Source organism: Sorangium sp. So ce406, from assembly GCF_051474675.1.
Lineage (GTDB): Bacteria > Myxococcota_A > Polyangia > Polyangiales > Polyangiaceae > Sorangium > Sorangium cellulosum_G.
The window spans coordinates 10742000-10760679 of record NZ_CP150340.1 but is presented as its reverse complement, the minus strand read 5'-3'; the positions used below and the strand labels follow the sequence as shown (position 1 = coordinate 10760679).

The 18680-nt window shown below is 71.5% G+C and carries 13 protein-coding genes; 6 read left to right on the top strand and 7 right to left on the bottom strand.

The genetic code is table 11. The features are described 5' to 3' along the window. Positions 1 to 6: 6 nt before the first annotated feature. The 3 genes from WME96_RS40385 to pheA all read right to left on the bottom strand — a co-directional run bounded on the left by WME96_RS40385 (position 7) and on the right by pheA (position 4132). On the bottom strand, positions 7 to 2277 hold the full coding sequence (locus WME96_RS40385) for a glycosyltransferase (protein ID WP_437286885.1): 2271 nt from the start codon (positions 2275 to 2277) through the stop codon (positions 7 to 9). Between the two features lie 17 nt (positions 2278 to 2294). Beyond that, the gene (locus WME96_RS40380) at positions 2295 to 2975 is read right to left on the bottom strand and encodes a methyltransferase domain-containing protein (RefSeq protein ID WP_437286884.1); all 681 of its coding nucleotides are present in this window, start codon (positions 2973 to 2975) and stop codon (positions 2295 to 2297) included. Between the two features lie 77 nt (positions 2976 to 3052). After that, complete coding sequence (gene pheA / locus WME96_RS40375) at positions 3053 to 4132, bottom strand: prephenate dehydratase (protein ID WP_437286883.1); 1080 nt, start codon at positions 4130 to 4132, stop codon at positions 3053 to 3055. Positions 4133 to 4978: 846 nt separating this feature from the next. Here pheA and WME96_RS40370 point away from each other — a divergent pair. From WME96_RS40370 to WME96_RS40360, 3 genes are all read left to right on the top strand, one after another. Then, positions 4979 to 5191: a hypothetical protein gene (locus tag WME96_RS40370; protein WP_437286882.1), complete on the top strand. Its 213-nt coding sequence runs from the start codon at positions 4979 to 4981 to the stop codon at positions 5189 to 5191. Positions 5192 to 5543: 352 nt separating this feature from the next. Further along, entirely contained in the window at positions 5544 to 6014 is a 471-nt protein-coding gene (locus tag WME96_RS40365; RefSeq protein WP_437286881.1) for a hypothetical protein, read from the top strand. 59 nt (positions 6015 to 6073) lie between these two features. Next, positions 6074 to 6484, top strand: a complete 411-nt coding sequence (locus WME96_RS40360; RefSeq protein WP_437286880.1) for a hypothetical protein — start codon at positions 6074 to 6076, stop codon at positions 6482 to 6484. Positions 6485 to 7099: 615 nt separating this feature from the next. Here WME96_RS40360 and WME96_RS40355 read toward each other — a convergent pair. Both WME96_RS40355 and WME96_RS40350 read right to left on the bottom strand, forming a co-directional pair. Then, positions 7100 to 8305 (bottom strand): UDP-N-acetylmuramate dehydrogenase, encoded by a 1206-nt coding sequence (locus tag WME96_RS40355; RefSeq protein ID WP_437292402.1) that lies wholly within the window; start codon positions 8303 to 8305, stop codon positions 7100 to 7102. Beyond that, positions 8302 to 12396, bottom strand: coding sequence for a hypothetical protein (locus tag WME96_RS40350; RefSeq protein ID WP_437286879.1), 4095 nt, complete (start codon positions 12394 to 12396; stop codon positions 8302 to 8304). Before WME96_RS40350 ends, WME96_RS40355 begins: the two co-directional genes overlap by 4 nt. A gap of 434 nt (positions 12397 to 12830) precedes the next feature. On the opposite strand from WME96_RS40350, the gene WME96_RS40345 reads away from it, so the two are divergent. Continuing rightward, positions 12831 to 14306: a hypothetical protein gene (locus WME96_RS40345; protein ID WP_437286878.1), complete on the top strand. Its 1476-nt coding sequence runs from the start codon at positions 12831 to 12833 to the stop codon at positions 14304 to 14306. A gap of 19 nt (positions 14307 to 14325) precedes the next feature. On the opposite strand, the gene WME96_RS40340 is transcribed toward WME96_RS40345, so the two are convergent. Both WME96_RS40340 and WME96_RS40335 read right to left on the bottom strand, forming a co-directional pair. Then, positions 14326 to 15426, bottom strand: a complete 1101-nt coding sequence (locus WME96_RS40340) for a hypothetical protein (protein WP_437286877.1) — start codon at positions 15424 to 15426, stop codon at positions 14326 to 14328. 280 nt (positions 15427 to 15706) lie between these two features. After that, complete coding sequence (locus WME96_RS40335; RefSeq protein ID WP_437286876.1) at positions 15707 to 16915, bottom strand: PAS domain-containing protein; 1209 nt, start codon at positions 16913 to 16915, stop codon at positions 15707 to 15709. A 317-nt stretch (positions 16916 to 17232) separates the two neighbouring features. Here WME96_RS40335 and parA point away from each other — a divergent pair, with 317 nt between their 5' ends. Beyond that, positions 17233 to 17916: a ParA family partition ATPase gene (parA, locus tag WME96_RS40330; RefSeq protein ID WP_061613819.1), complete on the top strand. Its 684-nt coding sequence runs from the start codon at positions 17233 to 17235 to the stop codon at positions 17914 to 17916. Beyond that, positions 17867 to 18550, top strand: coding sequence for a hypothetical protein (locus tag WME96_RS40325; RefSeq protein ID WP_437286875.1), 684 nt, complete (start codon positions 17867 to 17869; stop codon positions 18548 to 18550). Before parA ends, WME96_RS40325 begins: the two co-directional genes overlap by 50 nt. Positions 18551 to 18680 lie beyond the last annotated feature (130 nt).

Here is an 18680-nt window from a genome sequence, read left to right as displayed (position 1 = left end):
TCCTCGTCAACCGCCCGCGCCGCTCTCGCCGGGCGACAGGATCACCGCCGGCGCGGCGCGCTGGAAGTCGACGTTCAGGCGCGAGACGCTCGCGAGGTGCTTGCCCGTGCGGACGAGCGCGATGTCGTCCGCGAACTCGACGGAGATGCGCATCCGCTCGCCGAGGTAATGGCGGAACGTCGCGAGCACCTCGTCCAGCACCTGCTGCGAGAACCGCCCGCCCTTCACGACCCGGAACGTGATCGCGTCGCGCTCCTCCTGCACCACCTGGAAGCGCTTGATCGCGTGATCGAACTCCTTGAGATAGTGCGCGAAGAACGTGCCTGGCAGATACCGCCCGTCCGTCCCCCGGATGATGGACTGGACCCGCCCCTCGATGCGGCCCACGCGCGGCGCCCCGCGGCCGCACGGGCACGGCACGGCCGGATCCATCGCCTCGGCGAGATCGCCGATGCGGTACCGCACGAACGGCATGCAGAAGTTGTTGAGGTCGGTGATCACCACCTCTCCGATCTCGCCGGGCTCCGCGGGGCGCCCGTCGCGCAGGACCTCGACGAGGTAGCCCTCGGCCACGACGTGGTGGCCCTCGTGCGCGTCGCACTCGTACGCGATGCCCGAGAACTCGCGGCTCCCGTACTTGTCGAACACCTTGCAGCCGAACGCCTCCTCGATGAGCCGGCGGCTCGGCAGCGGCAAGGTCTGCGCGCTCGACATGATGGCGCGCGGCCGGGCGGCGACCTTGCCGGTGCTCTTGACGTAATGCGCGAGGAAGTCGAGCGCCTCGGCGTAGCCGTCCATGAGCACCGGCTGCACCTCGGCGATGCGCGCGATCATCTGGCTCAGGTTGTCGTCGGACAGCTCGAAGATCGGGATGAACGTCCGGTTCGACAGGATCGCGTCCGCGCGCTCGCGGGCCGCCTGCCACTTCGTCATGCCGATCGTCTGGTGCCACAGCCGCACCGTGGGGTCGCCGAAGCGGTACCCCGTCCACTCCTGCGCGCGCAGCGTGGCCGCCCAGCGGAACTCGAGCTGCGCCCGGTCGGCGTAGCAGACGAACGGCTCTCCGGTGGAGCCGCTGGTCGTGATCTTGAGGACCTGCGACTTGTCGTGGTTCTCCGACATGATGTCGAAGTAGAGGTGGCGCCGGATATCCGCCTTCGTGAGGAACGGCAGCTTGTGGAGGTCCTCCTGGCCGCGGATGTCCTCGGGCCGGAGCCTGAGCTCCTGCATGCGCGCGCGGTAATAAGGCACGTTGCGGTAGCAGTGGCGGATGAGCCGCCGCAGCTTCTCGTCCTGGAGCTCGCGCGTCTGCGCCGGCGCGAGCCACTGCGTCTTGCGGAGCGTCTCGTAGTAGTGCTCGACGTCGCGCGTGATCATCCAGTGGGTGTGGTTGAACGCGGCGAGGTACGCGCGCCACTTCGCCGTGGTGAGCGGATCGCGCTCGGGTGAGCGGCTCGTGACGGGGTGCCGGCGGAGGTACTGCGTGGCGATGTCGGCCGGGATCCTGTCGACGCGGTACTCCCACACCGCCTTGCCGAGGTCGTGAAACGACTTGGCGACGGCGCTCACCTCGCGCTGGTCGAGGAAGGAGGTGCCCTGTCGCCGCTGCTCGAAGAGCGTCTCGACCTCCTTGTACGAGTAGCCCTTCGCGTGGGCGGCGACCAGGATGAACGACTGCCAGTAAAAGTAGCTCCCCTCGTACGTGAGCAGGTCCTGGAAGACCTCGCGCGCGCACATCACGAAGCCGCTCTTGTTGTCCTGGAGCGACATGCCGAAGGTCTTGTTGAGGAGGTAGTTGAGCCCGCGGCTCAGGTGATACCGCCTGTCCCGGCGCCGGCCGACGGCGCTGCGCCAGCCCTGGACGACATCGACGCTGTGCTCGTAGAGCTCGCGCCGGAGGCGCAGGAGGTCTTCGGGCTGGTACTGGAGATCGGCGTCGATGATGGCGACGAGCTTGCCGCGGGCGGCGGCCGCGCCGGTGCGCCACGCCGCGGTGATGCCGCGGTTCTGCGGGTGGAAGCACCCCACGACGAGCCCCGGGTGGGCGGCCGCGAGCGCCTCTATCGTTGTCTTCGTGCCGTCGGTCGAGCCGTCGTCGACGAGGATGAGCTCGCCGGCGAGGCTCCCCTCGCGGAAGACGCCGAGGACGCGCTCGGCGAGCTCGGGGATGTTCAGCTCCTCGTTCAGACAGGGCACGATGACGGAGAGCTCGATCGACGTTTCGGGCGACGTTTCGGGCGGCGTCTCCGGAGCGAGCGCAGAGGGGGTTTCGGACATGGTGGGTTCGCGGGGGGTCACAGGGGGACGCAGCGGAAGCACGCGCGGATCGGCAGCGCGTCGTGCGGCGCGGCGCGGCGCTCGGTCACGCGGAAGTGGCGCGCGAGGAGGCGGCCGAACTCGTCGGGCGTCCACTGGTGCAGGTGGTAGACGTCGCCGCCCCACTGGATGCGGTCGCGCAGGAGGTAGCCGACCGGCGTGCGGCGCACGATGCCCTTCAGCCTCGCGATGAGCGGGTCGTTGGGGACCGTGATGGCGGCGACGCCGGCGGGGCGCAGCAGGCGGGCGATGGCCGCGAGGACGGCGGCCGGGTCCACCGTGTGCTCCAGGACCTCGGTGCAGATGATGCGATCGAAGCTCGCGGCGGGGAGGTCGAGCCTGTCGATCTCGCCCTTGAGGAAGCGGGCGTCGTAGCCCGCGAGGTTCTTGCGGGCGGTGTCGAGGAAGACGTCGGAGACGTCGATCGCCGTGATGCGCGCCCGCGGGAACATCCGCAGCACGTGCCCGCCGCCCGAGCCGACCTCGGCGAGCTCGAGGCCGGCGCAGTCGCCGAGCATGTCGCGGATGATGGCGAGCCGCTCGCGCTCGATGAGCCGGATCGGCAGCGGGGCGCGGTCGTAGTAGTCGTCGATCGGGTGCTCCCGGGCGAGGCGGTCGTTGAGCGCCTCCACGTCGATGTCGCCGGCCACGTTCGGCATGGCCGCCCCATAGCACGGGGGCCGCGGTGCCTCACCCGCGGGGCGCGGCGGCGAGGGGCCGTGTCGCGCCCGCCGCCTCAGCGCGCGCCGGTCGAGCGCGGGTAGCTCCCCAGCACCTTCACCATCTCGCAGCGGGCGCGCAGCCGCTCGACCGCCTCGGCGACGCGCGGGTCGCTCCGGTGGCCCTCGAGATCGACGAGGAACACGTAGTCCCAGTGCTTCTGCCGGCTCGGCCGCGACTCGATCCGCGTCAGGTTGATCGCCGCGTCGTCGAAGATGGCGAGCACCCGGCGGAGCGCGCCGGGCTCCTCCTGCACGGAGAAGACGAGCGACGTCTTGTCGGTGCCCGTCGGGGGCGCGTCGCTCGGGGCGATGACGATGAAGCGCGTCGCGTTCTCGGGGCGATCGTGGATGCGCTCGCGCAGCAGCGGCAGGCCGTAGAGCTCGCCCGCGCCGCGGCCGCCGATCGCCGCGGCGGCGGGGTCGCCCAGGGCCTCGTGCGCCGCCGCGGCGGCGGAGACCGTCTGGACGATCTGCGCGCCGGGCAGGTGCTTCGCGAGCCAGAGGCGGCACTGCGAGAGCGCGTGCGAGTGCCCGTGCACCCGCGCGACGCCGCTCAGCCCCGCCGCCTGGCTGAACAGGCAGTACGCGACGTCGAGCACGAGCTCTTGCCGGATCTGGAGGTCGCTCTCGATCAGGGCGTCGGCCGTCAGCGTCACCGACCCGTCGGTCGAGCTCTCGACCGGGACGACGCCGCAGGCCGCCTCGCCCGCGCGCACGGCGTCGAAGACGCCCTCGATCGTGCCCGTCTCGCGGTAACGGGCCGCCAGCCCGAACAGGTGCCGCGCCGCGACCTCCGCGAAGGCGCCCTCGGTGCCCGGGAAGGCGACCTTCATGGGCTCCTCGAGCGACAGGCAGGCGCTCATCACCTCGCGGAACACCACCCGGATGGCGTCGCGCGGGAAGCGGCCCGCGCCCTTCGCCTGGAGCCGGGTGAGCACGCGCCGCTCCCGCTCCGGGTCGTGGAACTGCGTGGCGTTCGCGGCGCGCTTCGTGTGTGCGACCTCGAGGGCCACCTCGGCCCGCTCGGCGAGGAGCTCGAGGATCCGGTCGTCGATGCTGTCGATGCGTACACGAAGCTCGTCCAGGGTCGCCATGAGCTGCTCCACCGCGGAAGGGGACGGCGGGCATCAAAGCGCAGGGGGCGCCGCTCCGCAAGGCTCGCTTCGGCGGCGGGAGCGCGCAGGAAACGCGCGCGACGGAGGCGGGCGTCAGGGGCGAAGCGGCATCCGTGCGGGCTCGACGCGTGGAGCGGCTGGGGTGAGAGAACACCGGCGAGGGCGAAGGCGAGGCGAAGAGGAAGAAAGAGCTCTTGGCGCGGGCGCGAGAGGATCGGGCGCGGGCGCGAGAGGATCGGGCGCGGGCGCGAGAGGATCGGGCCGTGCGGGAGACGTTATGCTTCCGGGCCGAGCTCGGGGGCGACGACGGACTTGGTGGCCGTGGCCTTCCGGCGGGAGCGTCGTTGGGGGGACAGGTCCCCTGCTGGGTCAGCGTAACCGGGGGATGGTCGGTCATGAGGAGCCGCTGTCAACAGCGCTCGACGGGGCCAGACGTCTGAATGCTGCTGCGACGATGTTCTTGCGCAGCTTCCGATAGCAGGCGTCCGGCGATCGGAGAGGACGGCAGCGCGACTTCGTTGCTTTCGTTCGTCGCGTATTGACACGGTGCGTCCCGCCGTGGATACGTGAACGCAAGTCAACAAACCTTGCGTCGGGAGTCTCTCGAATGCGACATGCGGGCTGGTTCTGTCGTCTCGTGGTGTGTTTTGCTGTGGTGCTCTTGCTCGGGCGGGGTCACGAGGGCCTCCCGCTGGCCGGGCCTCCGGAGCCGCGGCTCTTGCCGATGCATGCTCCGATAAATAAGTAAGCAGGAGATATGCTATGCGAATCAAGGCGGATGTTAGGCAGTGTACTGGAAGGACGGCGCACTCGATCGGAGTTCTGGTGGATCAGGAGCTAACTGTCGTGTCCAATATTCTACCTGCTGCCTGGGTGGAGATCGTGCAGGATGGTGAGGTCGTGCAGCTGTTTCGGTACAGCTCCGAGGGGGCGTGTGTGGCAGATACATGGCACCTAACAGTCGATGAAGCCAAGGCGCAGGCCGAGTTCGAGTTCGGTATATGTGATCATGACTGGGCCGAAGTCGGCGCGGTGTGACAGAATATCCGATCCATGTCATGACCAATGTGCGCGATGGTTCCTCCGTAAAACTGGTGAGCGCATGGTTCGGGTAACGGCCTGATGGTCTATGGTCCCGCCGGCTAAAACGCTGCGTACCGGTCGCTCATGCGTACCGCACCGCACTTGCTGGGCAGTGCGGTCGCGTCATCTGTCCGCCGTCCCGCATGGATGGTTACACCGTGCTCAGTGCGGGAGGGGGTCGGTCCGGTCGCGTCCTCCTCGCTGCCGGAGGCGCTGCGGCGGGTGAAGCACCGAAGCGCGCCGGGCAGCAGGTAAAGTTGCCATATCAAGGATACAAAACGGTTGCTGATCTTGCGGGGCAGTAAACATGGCTATCTGGCAGTGCTCGTTCTTGATCGTGCCCTCTACAGAGCGTGGTCGAGATTCGCGGAGTTTGTCGCAAAGAATAGAGCGCGGGACTTTTTGGTCGGATTCGCAGCCGGGCGAGGACATCGAGCGGGCGGCTCTCGACATCCTGGGAAAGGGCGCGAGCTGGTCGTCCGATGTAGACGTCTGGGGAGATGAAGATTCGACCTGCCTGTTGATGGTTCGAGACGGGAACCGTATTGTCGAAGTGCTCTTGCGTGTTGATCTGAGAAGTATACAGAAGCAAGATCTGGCACGTCTGCTTGACGGATTCCAGCGAGCCCGAGTGCTCTTGGTCGATGAGACGGCGCAGCTATACGAGCCGACGCTGTTCGCGGTCCTTCAAGCACTGCAGGCGTCTACAGCCTGGAAATATGTAACGGATCCGGTGACGTTCATCGCATCCTTGTCAGAGGAAGATAACCGAAATTGATGTTTGCTTGTCCGGTTCGCGATCTGCCCGCTGTCATAAAGCCGGCGTTCCTGGAAGCCGTGGGCAAGCTCAGGGGGCTCGGCCACGATTCCGAGCCGTACATGCCGATTGTGCCCGCGGCGGGTGCGCGTGGTGGCGGGCAACGGGATCGAGACGTAGGACCGGTACGATCCGTCGACGCGGCGTCGCGGGCGCTGTACGACGGCGCCGGGGAGCGACGGGTACACCGGCACGGGGTGGTGGCGGGCGAGGAGGAGACGGCGTACGTCGATCAGCACCTCGTGGTGCGCAACGGGGTGGTCGCGACGAAGCACATCTTCGCGGGCGAGACGCGGCTGGCGAGCAAGATCGACGCGGACTGGTTCCAGAGACCGCCGGTGTCGTACTACCACCCGGACCACCTCGGGAGCACGCAGTACGTCACCGACCAGGGAAGGCGTCGTCCCCCAGAAAATAGAGAATTAAAATGACTGCAATCGCAAGTTCAATTCCGGGCGCAATTTCTGAAAGGCTCAACGCTGTGGTAGGGCAGCGTTGCTGGCACGTCGGTGCGGGAGGACTGGTTGGATCGTCCTTTTCGCTGGCGCTTGGTGCTCGAGTTCCTCGTGAACGGCCCCTGCGAAATGCAGCGGAGTGCGACGAGATAAGGTTGTTTCAGGGAGAGCTTCGATTTCTGATTTGGTGTTCGTGGAGGTTGGACGGCGACGTGGCGCCTCTCTCAAGCAGTGATCGGGAAACTGATGATGTTGCTCGATCTCTTGAGGCTCTGCGGAGCCAAACGCTCGTGAGGGCGACCTGTCACGCTCCGGCATGGGACCTTTATTTGGTGTTCTCCGGTGGGCTCCGGTTGTCTGTATTCTGCGACCGCCTCCCCGGAGATGCGAGCATCGAACAGAACTGGGAACTCTGGCGCGGTAATGAAGCTTTGTTGATCGGGCCAGGTTACTCGTGGCGAATACACGTGGAGACGTGATAGCTGAGGTTGCTCCTTGCTGTCATGCACGTCGAGTACCTGCCGAGCTGGGAGCTGTGGGTCGACGAGTGCGGCCGGCGATGCGCAGGCGCTCCTCGCCGCGCTCTGCGGATCAGCCGCCCTGGTCAGCCGCGTCCACGCCGCCGACGAGATCCGCGATCTCCCCCGGCGCAAACCCGACCAGATCGGGCTCGACCGAGAGCGCCACGCCGAACCGATCGAGCACGCCCCGCCGCACGCGCCGCGCGAGGTCGAGCAGCTCCGCCGCGGTGGCACCGCCGCGGTTCACCAGCGCGAGCGTGTGGCGCGTCGAGATACCCGCGGCGCCGTGGCGCGTCCCCCTGGCGAAGCCGGCGCGCTCGATCAGCCAGGCCGCGGACAGCTTCACCCGGCCGCCGCCCGCCGGGTACTGCGGGATCGCCTCGCCCGGCGCGAGAACGCCCGCCGCCTCGATGCGCGCGATCGCGCCCGCGGCGGCGCCGGCCGCGAGCGTCGGGTTCATGAAGAACGACCCCGCGCTCCGCCCGTTCTCGTCCCCCGGGTCGAGCACCATCGACTTGCCGCGGCGGAGCGCGATCACCGCGCCGCGCACCTCGCCGAGCGGCGGCGCCGCCCCGCCCGACGCCGCCGAGAGCGCCCGCTGGAGCTCGGGGTAGCGCACCGTCGCCGCGCCGCCGGGGCGCAGCGCGAAGGTGACCGCCGTGATGACGTACCGCCCGCGCCAGGCCCGCTTGAACAGGCTGTCGCGGTACCCGAAGCCGCAGTCGGCGCCGGCGATGACGGCCACGGCCCCCGTCGCGCGGTCGACCGCCTGCACCTCGGCGATCGTCTCCGCGACCTCCTGGCCGTAGGCGCCCACGTTCTGGATCGGCGTCGCGCCGACGTCGCCCGGGATGCCCGACAGGCACTCGACCCCCGCCCACCCCTCGGCGACCGCGCGCGCCACGAGGTCGTCCCAGCCCTCGCCCGCCCCGGCGCGCACGAGGACGCGCCCGGCCGGATCGAGCCCCTCGCCGCCGCCGACCCCGCCGCCGCCGACCTCGCCGCCGACGACCTCGCCGCCGACGACCTCGCCGCCGACGACCTCGACGCCGCGGACCCGCACGCGCAGCACCAGCGCGTCGACGCCGCGGTCCGAGACCACGAGGTTCGAGCCGCCGCCCAGCACGAACAGCGGCACGCCGCGCGCCTCGGCGAAGCGGAACGCCTCGACCACCGCGGCCTCGCCCGCGGCCTCGGCGTAGAAGCGCGCCGGCCCGCCCACGCCGAGCGTCGTGAGCGGGGCCAGCGGGACCGACTCGCGGACCTCGAGGCTCAGGGCTTCTTCTCCGGCTTCTGCGGGCTCGCCGCGCCGCCTCGACCCGCCCCGGGCTTCTGCGCGTCGCCGGGCGGCCGCGCCGTCCCCGCCGCCCCCGCCGCCTTCGCGGTCCCGGCGGCCCCCGCGGGCCGCGCCACCCGGATGCCCGCCATGAAGCCGCTGTCCACCGCCTGCACCCGCTCGACGAACGCCCGGTACGCGTCGGTCGCCACGGTCCCGGTCGGCAGGCTCAGCGCGAAGTCCTCCTCGATCACCGCGCCGTAGCTGCCCTTGCGCGACGCCGTCAGGCCCGCGTCCTCGACGCGCACGCCCTCGGGCGCCCGCGCCACCGCGTGGCCCGCCGGCAGCTCGATCCGGCGGCGCACGTGGTACTGGAGCGCTGTCTCGATCGCGAGGGCGCTCTTGCGGGCGCCGCGCGAGGCATACGTGGCGCCGAGCGTGCCCGTGAACGCGCGCGGGAACACGAGGTGCACCGGCTCCAGCCCCGGCAGCGTCCACGCCGCGGCGTCCTTGCCCTCCGGCCGCGCGAAGCCGTGGATCGTCACCGCCGCGCGGAGCGCGACCTCCCACGAGCCCTCCGTCGACGAGACCGTGACGTCCTCGACGTCGGCCCACGGCAGCCAGCCGAGCACCACGCCGCGGAGCATCTCGCGCCGCGCCGTGCCGACCACGGTCTCGAACGCCTCCGACAGCGCCTGCGCCGCCCGCCCGTGCAGCAGAATCGTGAATGTTCCCGCAGCGTTACCCTGCTCGTCGACCGTGAGCCGCAGGTCGACCTCGTCGCCGGTCTCGCCGCTCGTCCCCGCCACGGTGACGAGCTCGCCGCCGGGCAGCATCGCGGCGCGGCCGCGCCGCTCGGGGCTGATGCGCCCGGGCGGCAGCGGCGGGCCCTCGACGTCGGCGTCGATCCACACGTCGCCGCCCGGCAGGCGCGCGATGACGAGCGGGTGCTGGAAGCGGCCCGCGTGCGGCGGGAAGTCCGCCGACGAGCTGAACGGCTCGGTCTCGGCGATCGCGAGGTCGGCGCGCACGCCGAGCTCGCGCAGCGCGCGGTAGATGACCCACGACCGGCTGCCCTGGCCGAGCTCGATCATCGCGCGCGCCGTCGTCCGCTGCGGGCCGCCGCCGAGCAGCGCCGCCATGTCCGAGAGCTCGGCGCCGCCCGCGACCTTCACCGCCTTGCCCGCGGCCGCGACGACGCGCTCGAGCAGCGCGGGCGACGGCGCCCGCTCGGGGCCCGCGGCCTCGCGCGCCCAGCGGGTCATGTACGGGTCGCGGTCGAGGAGCGCGCGGAGGTTCTCGTCGATCGCCGCGGCCACGTGGCCCCAGGTCTGCGTCCCCAGGCTGACGCCGACGCCCATCTCCACCCGGGGCACGCCGTCCTCCATGCGCCGCGGCGGCTGGTCCTTGATGCGCCAGACGCTGACCGTGGAGGCGCCCTCGGCCCGCTGCTCCGCGGCGCCGAGCAGCGGGTGCGACCAGACCGCGAGCCGGAGCGACGACGGGCGGCGCACCTCGATCTCGGCCTCGCGCACGCTCGTGCGCTCGGGGAGCAGGTCCCATGTGTCGATGACGAGCTGGCCGCTGTCGCCCGGGAGCGCGTAGCCCTCGGTGACCTGCTCGACGTAGTCGCCCTGCTCGAGCTGCGAGAGGTCGCTGTGCTCCTGCGCGGCGTTCGCGGCCGCGTCGGGCGCGAGGATGCGGCCGTCGCGCTTGTGGATGCGGCGGCGCAGGAGGCGCGCCGCGCCGCGGCCCTCGATGAGCGGGCCGTACGCGACCGCGCCCTGGGCCACGTCCGTGGTGCCCGAGACGCGGCGGAGGTCGTACGTCACGTAGTGGACGAGCCCGTCGGGCGAGATCGTGAACCGCTCGACGTGGCGGAGCACCGCGGTCGCGGCGCCGGGGAGGAACGCCTTGGCCTGGTCCTCCAGGACGAGCTTGCGCCCCTCGGCCTCCAGCGCCGGTGCCGGGTCCGGGGTGAGGCCGAGCGCGCGGGTGATCGGGCCGATCCCGGCGGGCGTGTCGCGCGCCGTGGTGCGGTCGCGGGCGAGGCGGCCGCGCACGGCGCGCACGTCGCCGCGGCCGGCGGCGAGGCCGAGCGCCTCCAGCATCACCCGGTCGCCCGGCGGCATCGCGTCGTACACCGCGAGCGCGCCGCGCAGGTCGCCGCGGGCGACGCGCTCGCGCAGCTCCACCTCGCGCAGGGCGTCCGGCGCGCGGCGGAGCCGGCGCAGCCGGGTGATCTCGGCGAGGACGGCGGCGCGGTCGCTCACGTCGAGGAGCGCGCCGAGGCACGCCGTGCTCGAGCGGTCGAGGCCGCCCTCGCAGGCGGCCTTCACCGCGTCGACGCCGACGCGGCCGTGGATGCGGTCGTCGACGGCGGCGAGCAGCGCCGAGCCCGGCGCCGCCGCGGCGAGCTTCGCGTACGCGGCCTCGGCGACGTCGGTGACGGCGGCGCGGCGAGCGGTCACCGCGAGCCCGGCGAGGACCATGCGGTCGGCGTCCGGGACCCCGGGCGCCCTCACGGCGCCGCCCGGCCCCGGCGGCGCGACCTTCACCCCGAGCTCGCGGAGCGCGTCCATGGTGCCCTCGCCCTGGCCGCCGCGGCGCTCCGCGAGCTCTGCCTCGTAGAGGCGCGCCTCCCACGACGCGGGCCACGCGGCGAGCACGCGCTCGAGGGCGGCGCGGATGCGCTCGACGACCTCGGTCTCGGGCAGGTCGCCCACGCGGCGGATGGCCCTCGCGTAGAGCAGGTCGTGCCGCGGCCGGCGCGGCGCGGGGGCCGCGGCGGGCGACGCGGGCGCGGCCTGCGCGCGCGCCGGGGCCGTCGCGGCGTGCCCGCGCGCCGCGCCGTCGCCGGAGGGGCCGTCGCCGGCCGGGTCGAGGAGGTGCTCCGCCGCGCGCGCGTCGCCCAGCGCGAGCAGCGCCGCGGCGGCGACCTCGACGGACGCCGGGCCGCCGCCCGGAGGCGGCGCGAGGCGGACCGCGGACGGCCGCGCCGCGGTCGCGGTCGCGGCGGCGCCGGGGCGCGGCGCGCGGGCGCGGAGCGGCAGGCCGTTCTCGCCCCACGCGCTGAGCTCGATGAAGCTGCCGTCGCCCTTCTGCGCCACGCGCACGACGACGCGCAGCGTGCCCGGCTGGGCCTCGACGGTCGCGAAGCGCGTGACCAGCCCGCCGCCCGCCGCGTAGTCGCGCTCGAGGGCGCGCACGCCGCCCACCTCGAGCGCGGCGGCGGACCCCGAGGCGAGCGCGAGGCTCACCCGCTGGGCGACCGGGTTGTGGAGGTCGACCACGACGGCGCGCGTCCCCTGGAGGGCGCTCACCGCGTCGACGTCGATCGCGCACGCGTCGGCGCGGACGACGATCGGCGAGGCGCTCGGCGCGAACGGCGCGATCCCCGGGTAGGACCGCGCGAGCGCGGCGCCCGGCGCGGAGCTCACGGGCGACGGCCGGGCGAGGCTCTGGAGCGGCGCGGCGTCGAGCGGGCCGACGAGGGCGGCCTCGCCCGCGCAGCCGCGGCGCGCGCTCCACGTCGCCGCCGCGGCCTCGTCGCCGACGAAGAGGGCGATGCGGTGGAGCGCGCTCGCGAGCGTGCCGCGCACGAACGGCATCTCCGGGGCGCCGCGGCCGGCGACGTCCGCGAACGCCCAGGCGCGCTGGAGGCGGCGGGCGACCTCGGGGAGCGCCTCGCGCGAGCGGAACGCGATCGCCGAGGCGCCCGGGTCGGGGCCGCCCGCGGTGCCGGCGCCGAAGACGAGCGCGTCGGTGGACGCGATCACGGTCGCGAGCGCGCCCGCGTCGCTCGGCGCGTCGACGGCGCGCTCGAGGGCGTCGAGGTACGGCGCCGCCGCGGCGGAGCTCGCGATCTCGGCCTCCAGGGCGGCGGCGAACGCGGCGGGGAGCGGCGCCTCGACGGCGAGCGGCGACGCCGCGCCCCGGGGGGCGCACCCCGCGGGCGCCGCGCCGGCGAGCGCCACGGCGAGCGCCAGGGCGGCGCGGCCGCCGACGAGGGCGCGCGCGCCGCGGCGGGGGCTGCGAGGGCCAGCCGCGCGCTGGCCGGCGTTCGTGGTGCTGCGGGGCTCGGTGGTCACGGTCGGCGTCTCCCGGCGCCGCGCGCGGCGTCGCCTGTCCGCCGTTCCTTACGGGCCTGGGATTGCCGACGCAAACGCGAACTTCGGCGGGGAGGGCGGGCTGCCTGACCGCGGGGCCGGTCCTGCGCTCGGGGGACGCACCAGGTCGCTGAAGTCTTCCTCACCCCACCTGGCGAGGACAACCCAGGGAGATGCCCGCCTCCGGGAGCAGCGCCTGATCGCGCTCCGGGTGATTCATGAGCGCGATCAGAACGACCGTGGAGCTCGCGGAGCTTCTTTTGCGATCCGTGTATTTTGCACAAATTTTCTTGACGATCAGGGGGGGCGACTATATGCATAGTACACATATCTAAACCGCAGTCGAACAAGACGTGGCTCCTTAACCAAGCGCCCGGACCCGCCGTTCGTGAAGGATCCGGCTGCCCGGAGGTCTCATGCCTGCCTCACTACGTTCGCGTTCCATCGCCCGAGTCGCGCTGTCCGCGCTCGCCTTCGCCCTGCCAGCCGCCGCCTCGCTCACCGGCTGCTCCGGGGGCGACGAGCCCACGGAGCCCCAGGCTGCCGGGAGTGGCCCCACGTTCCACAAGGACGTCGAGCCCATCCTGCAGAGGAGCTGCATGGGCTGCCACTCCGCGGGCAATATCGCGCCCTTCAGCCTTACCGCGTACGAGGAAGCCAGGGCCGTCGCGGCGCTCATGGTCCAGACGACCAAGGCGGGCACGATGCCGCCCTTCGCCGTGCGTGACACGGACGAGTGCTCGACCCGTCACGCATGGAAGGGCGACATTCGCCTCTCCGACGAGGAGATCAGCACGCTGGAGGCCTGGAGCAAGGCCGGCACCCCCAGGGGGGATCCGAAGGACGCGCCCGCCGCGTTCGTGTCGAAGAGCCCCGACCTGCCGGGCATGACCCTCGAGGTTCATCCGAACGAGCCCTACGTCACCTCCGGTGAGCAGGACGAGTTCCGCTGCTTCGCCATCGATCCCGGGCTCACCGAGGACCAGTACCTGAATGGTCTACAGATGGTGCCCGGCAACCACAAGGTCGTTCACCATGGGATCATCGCCATCGATCCGGAGCGGAAGTCCGCGAGCCTGGCCGGCCCCGACGGGAGCTTTCCGTGCGGCGCCGGCGACGTCCCGAATGGCGTGGAGATTGGAGCGCTCCAGATGCTCACAGCCTGGGCTCCCGGCGCCGACGCGGTCGATCTGCCCGAGGGGGTGGGTCAGCTGATCCCGAAGGGGTCGCTCATCATGATGCAGATCCACTACCACCCCGCCGGTACGACGGCCGACCCGGACCTGACGCGCATCCAGCTCAGGCTCACCAAGGAGAAGCCGAAGTACGGCTTCCTGTACCACCTGATCGGCAACTTCGATGATCCGGTCGGCGAGCTTGGCTTCGGGCTTCTACCGGGGCCGGGCGACAAGGACGGCGTCGAGTTCCTGATCCCCGCGGACAGCAAGAGCCACGTGGAGACGGAGCAGTTGACGATCCCGGCCCCGGGCTCGCCCGGATCGGAAGAGATGCCGTTCCCGCCGGGCACGCGCGTCTATGGCGAATTTCTGCACATGCACTACCTGGGCTTCGACGAGAAGGTGACGGTCACGCGGGCGAACGGCTCACCCGATCAACCCAAGGAGGAGTGCCTGGCGCACGCGCCGAAGTGGGAATTCGGCTGGCAGCGCTCGTACTCGTACGACGCGCCCATCGAGACGCTCCCGACGCTCGAGCCGGGCGATGTGCTCCAGATCCGGTGCACGTACAATAACTCGACGGAGAACCCGTACGTGGCCAAGGCGCTCAAGGAGGCGAACATGATCTCGACGATCGATGTGGCCTACGGCGAGGGGAGTACGTTCGACGAGATGTGCGTCGCCGGGCTCTCGCTCGTGTACCCGATGCCCTGACGGGAGCGGAGTTTAGCAATCATTGCACCGGCGCAGGCGCCGCGTCCGGTGCGGGCGCAGGCGCAGGCGCAGGCGCCGCGTCCGGTGCGGGCGCAGGCGCCGCGTCCGGTGCGGGCGCAGGCTCGGGCGCAGGCGCAGGCGCAGGCGTCGGCGCAGGCACCGGGGCTGGCGCGGGCTCCGCCTTGGTCGGCACCGGCTTGCAGGGCACGCAGGGCGGCAACCCTGGCACCTTCGAGCCCACGGCATAGGAGAGCGTGAGCAGGAGGTTGTTCTGCACCTGCCAGTCGTCGATGAGCTGCGGCTGGCGCACGACATGGAGCTGGTAATCGAGGGACGCCCACTCCACGAGCTTGAAGGAGAGCCCCCCGACGATGTCGACGTTCATGAGGTCCAGCGCGCCGCGCTCATCGCCTGCCTCCAGATCCGAATACACGATCGGCAAGAGGACGGCGACGCCCGCCTTGTACGTGATCTGCTTGTCACGGAGCGCGCCCGAGGCCTCGATGACAGCCTCGGCGCCGAGCTGGTTATAGCTCGAGAGCTCGCTCACCTCGACCTCGGGCGTCCCGTCGTCGTCCCCCAGGGCGAGCACGCCCGACGCAATCACCTCCTGCGCGCCAGCGCCGGCGCGCGCCTCGACAAGCACGGACTCCCGATTGACAGGCTGGACGAAGACGCCAAGCGACTGCTTGAGCGTCACTGGCTGGAACGGATCGCTCAGCCGGAGGCGCGTCCCTGTGATCGCCTCGGTGGTCCCGTCCGCGCGCGTGATCGCATAGGTCGTCGGCGCCGAGCGCGGGTCGCTGCCAGGGAACATCTGCGTATCGAGAGCGAAGCGACCGAACGGACCGAACCAGGGCTCGACGTGGTAGAGGTAAATGGCCTCGAAGGCGAGCGCGTCGCGCGTCTTGACCCATGCCTCCAGGGCCGGCGTGCGCGTCACGCCGGCGCCAGCCCCGAGCGTCATGCGGAGCTCGTGGGCGGCCTTGTTGAAGTCGAGGGAGCCCTCCAGAACGAAGCCCGCGGATACGCCTGTCCCGTCTGCCTGCCCGACGACGCTGCGATTGTCGGCCAGGTTGAACGTGCCGCCGAGGAGCAGCCCCGGTGACCAGCCTTCCACGCGCCCCGGATTGGTCGCGGGCGCTTTGACGTACGTGGTCTCCACGGAGGGGGCCGACTGCGCAGAGGCTCCGCCAGCGAGGAGACCGGCCACGGCGCACGCCGATGCTGCGAGCCCGAAGCGTCCTGGAGAGATTTTCATGGGATACCCTCGGCGATCGTACTGAATCAGGTACAACCGCGGGGGGCTATAGCACACACAGCGTTCGACGAGAGTCGAACGTGAAAATAGCTCACAAGAGATCGGCGTCGTCGAGTCAACGGCTGGGTTTCACGTGAGCTCACGCGCCGCCGCGCCGCTCGCCGCCGCTCGCCGCCGCCGCGCCGCTCGCCGCCGCGCGCTGCATGCACAGCTTCAGGCCAGCGCGGAGGTTCCCCACGGTCGCGATGCCCGACATGTCGAGCCCGAGGGAGACCATCGTCTGCGCCACGTTGGACCGGATGCCCGTGATCACCCCCTCGGCGCCCAGGAGCCGGATGGCGCGGACGAGGTCGATGAGATAACTCGCTGTCTTCGTGTCGACGACCTCGACGCCGGTGAGATCCAGGATCGCGAACCGTGCCCGCTTGTCCGCGACGGCGGCCAGCAGGTCGTCCATCACGTCGGCGGCCCTCTTGCTGTCGACGACGCCCACCATCGGGAGGGTCAGCACGCCGTCCCAGACCTCGATGATGGGCGTCGACAGGTCGCGGATCACCTTCTGCTGGCGCTCGATGATCTCGAGCCGCGACTTCAGCTCGTCTTCCCTGCGCTTCGCCTCCGTCCCGTCGAGCGTGAAGCTGACCGCGCCGTCGGGCTCCCCGCGGGCGTCGCGGAGCGGGATGATCCACGTCTCCCAGGCCATCCCGAACGCCTCGACGCTGGTGCGGACGAGCTCGCCACGGACCGCTCTCCGCATCGGCTCCATGTCCATCGGCACCGGAGGGGGATCGAACACGTTCATGCCGACGAACTGGCCCGGCCTCAGGCCGAGGGACGGGAGCATCTTGCCCTCGTGGAAGGTGCAGAATCCATCCCGATCCATACGGGTCACGGACGTGTCCACCGCGCCGAGGATGGCCCGGAGGATGGCGTCGCTCTCCCTCAGCTCCTCGACGGCCTTGACCTGCTCCGTGACATCCTGCCCGAAGCAGAGCAGCCGAATCGGCGCGCCGGCTTCGTCGACCACGGGCGCATGCCGCCACTCGCACACGACGGCGCGCGCGTCCTTGCGGGCATGGGTGCAGCGGAGCGGGGCGCTCGCCTGCCCGAGCGAACGCCGCCACGCCTCGGCGTCCGCGCCGCTCAAGATCGTGTCCGTCAGCGGGCGGCCCACCGCTTCGTCAGCGGTATATCCAAAGATGCGCTCCGCCTCGCCATTCCACGCGACGGCCACGAGATCGTCGAGATTCCCCGCGCACTCGATCACCGCGAACGGCGCGCTGCGCACAGCGCTCATGTAGCTCGTGGGGAGCCCCGGGGATCCGGGGGAAGTCGCTGTGCTCGTCATCTTTCGTCCTCAAGGTAACGTGGGCCGGCGGTCGGTGTCGAGGACGACCGACGAGAGGCCAGCAAGGGGCAAGAGGGCTGACCCGAGCGTGTGAGGTGAACTTCAATCGGCTCGAGTTCATCACGCCGCTCGAGGCGACGAACACCGCGACATCCACGCTCGTTCCGGCGCCGGGCGGCACGGGCGTGCCGTGGGCAGCAGCAGCCCGACCCAGGCACGGGTGTCCACAGTGAAGAGCGGGGCAGAGCCGCGACGAAGCCGCGGTGGCGCCCGCAAGAAAGTGGACCACCCGACGTGGGTTCTGCTAGGGGGGTGTCATGATCATCGCGCTCACCGGACAGAAGGGTGGGATCGGCAAGAGCACCACGGCCGTGAGCCTCGCCATGGCCGCGCTGGCGAAGGGCCGGCGGGTGCTGCTCGTCGACGCCGATCCCCAGGGCACCGTCCGCACGTGGGGCGACGTGGCCGCCGAGGCAGGGCACGAGATCCCGACCGTCATGGCGATGGGCGCCTCGATGCACAAGCCGGGGCAGCTCCCGGAGGTCGCGGCCGCGTACGACCTCACGGTCATCGACTGCCCGCCGCGCCACGGTGAGATCGCCCGGTCGGCACTGATGATCGCCGACGTCGCCGTCTATCCTTGCGGCCCCACGGCCGCGGACGCCTGGGCGCTGACCGCCGCGATCGAGGTGTTCCGGGAGGCCGCCGCGCTGCGCAGCGGGCTCAAAGGCTGCATCCTCATCACGCGCAAGCAGGGCCGCACGGCGCTCGGCAAATCGGCGCGCGCTGTGCTCGAGACCTCGGGCCTGCCGGTGCTCTCCACGGAGCTCGGCTATCGCATTGCCTATCAGGAGTCCCTCGCCTGCGGGCAAGGGGTGACGGGCTATGCGCCGCGGGACACCGCGGCCAGAGAGATCACCCACCTTCTCGAAGAACTGGAGACGCTTCACCATGGCGAAAAAACAAGTCGCGGTCTCGCTAAGAAAGCCGCCGTCGCCTGAGAAGGTCGACGCGTTCGTCGCGGGCGGCGCCGACGGCAAGCCGGCGCACGACGACGACCGATCGAGGCGCGCGCCCGACGCCGAGAAGCCGAAGGCCGCCGCCGAAAAGCGCGCGCTCGACGCCGACAAGCCGGCTGAAGCGAGGCTGGATCCAGCGCCGCAGCCGAGCGCCGAGCCGCCCGCGGCGGCGCAGCCCGCGGCGGCGAGCGCGATCGCCGGGCCCCAGCCGCTCGCCATCACCTCGTCGGAGCCGCCGGCCGTCCCGCCGGTGCTCGTCGGGAACGACGGTCGCGCGCGGCGCGCGGTCACGGTCTACCTGCCCGATCCGCTCGCGGACCGGCTGCTGCTCCACTGCATCGAGCACGACCGCGACATGAGCAACCTGATCGGCGAGGCGGTCGAGGTGCACCTCGACCGGCGGCTCGGGCCCGCGCCTGCGTCCGCAGCGCCGGCCGAAGGCGGCGCCGCCGCCGCCCGCGAGGCGCCGCCCGCCGGACCGAGCTACCGCGCCGAGCCGTTCCGCGCCGAGCCGTTCCGCGCCGCCGACACGAGCCCGAAGGGGCGGGTCGGCCGCATGGTCCAGGTCGGGCGGGTGCTGATGACGCTGTGGCACCAGCGGCCCCGGGTGAGCTGATCCGCGAGCGCGCCGCGGCGCCGGCCGCTCGAACAACGTATGCAGCGCCGCCTCTGCGGGGCGGCCGCATCCGAGCAGGAGGCGAGAGCAGGGAAGATAAGGATCTTCCTGCTTTCCTGCTCCGTATAAA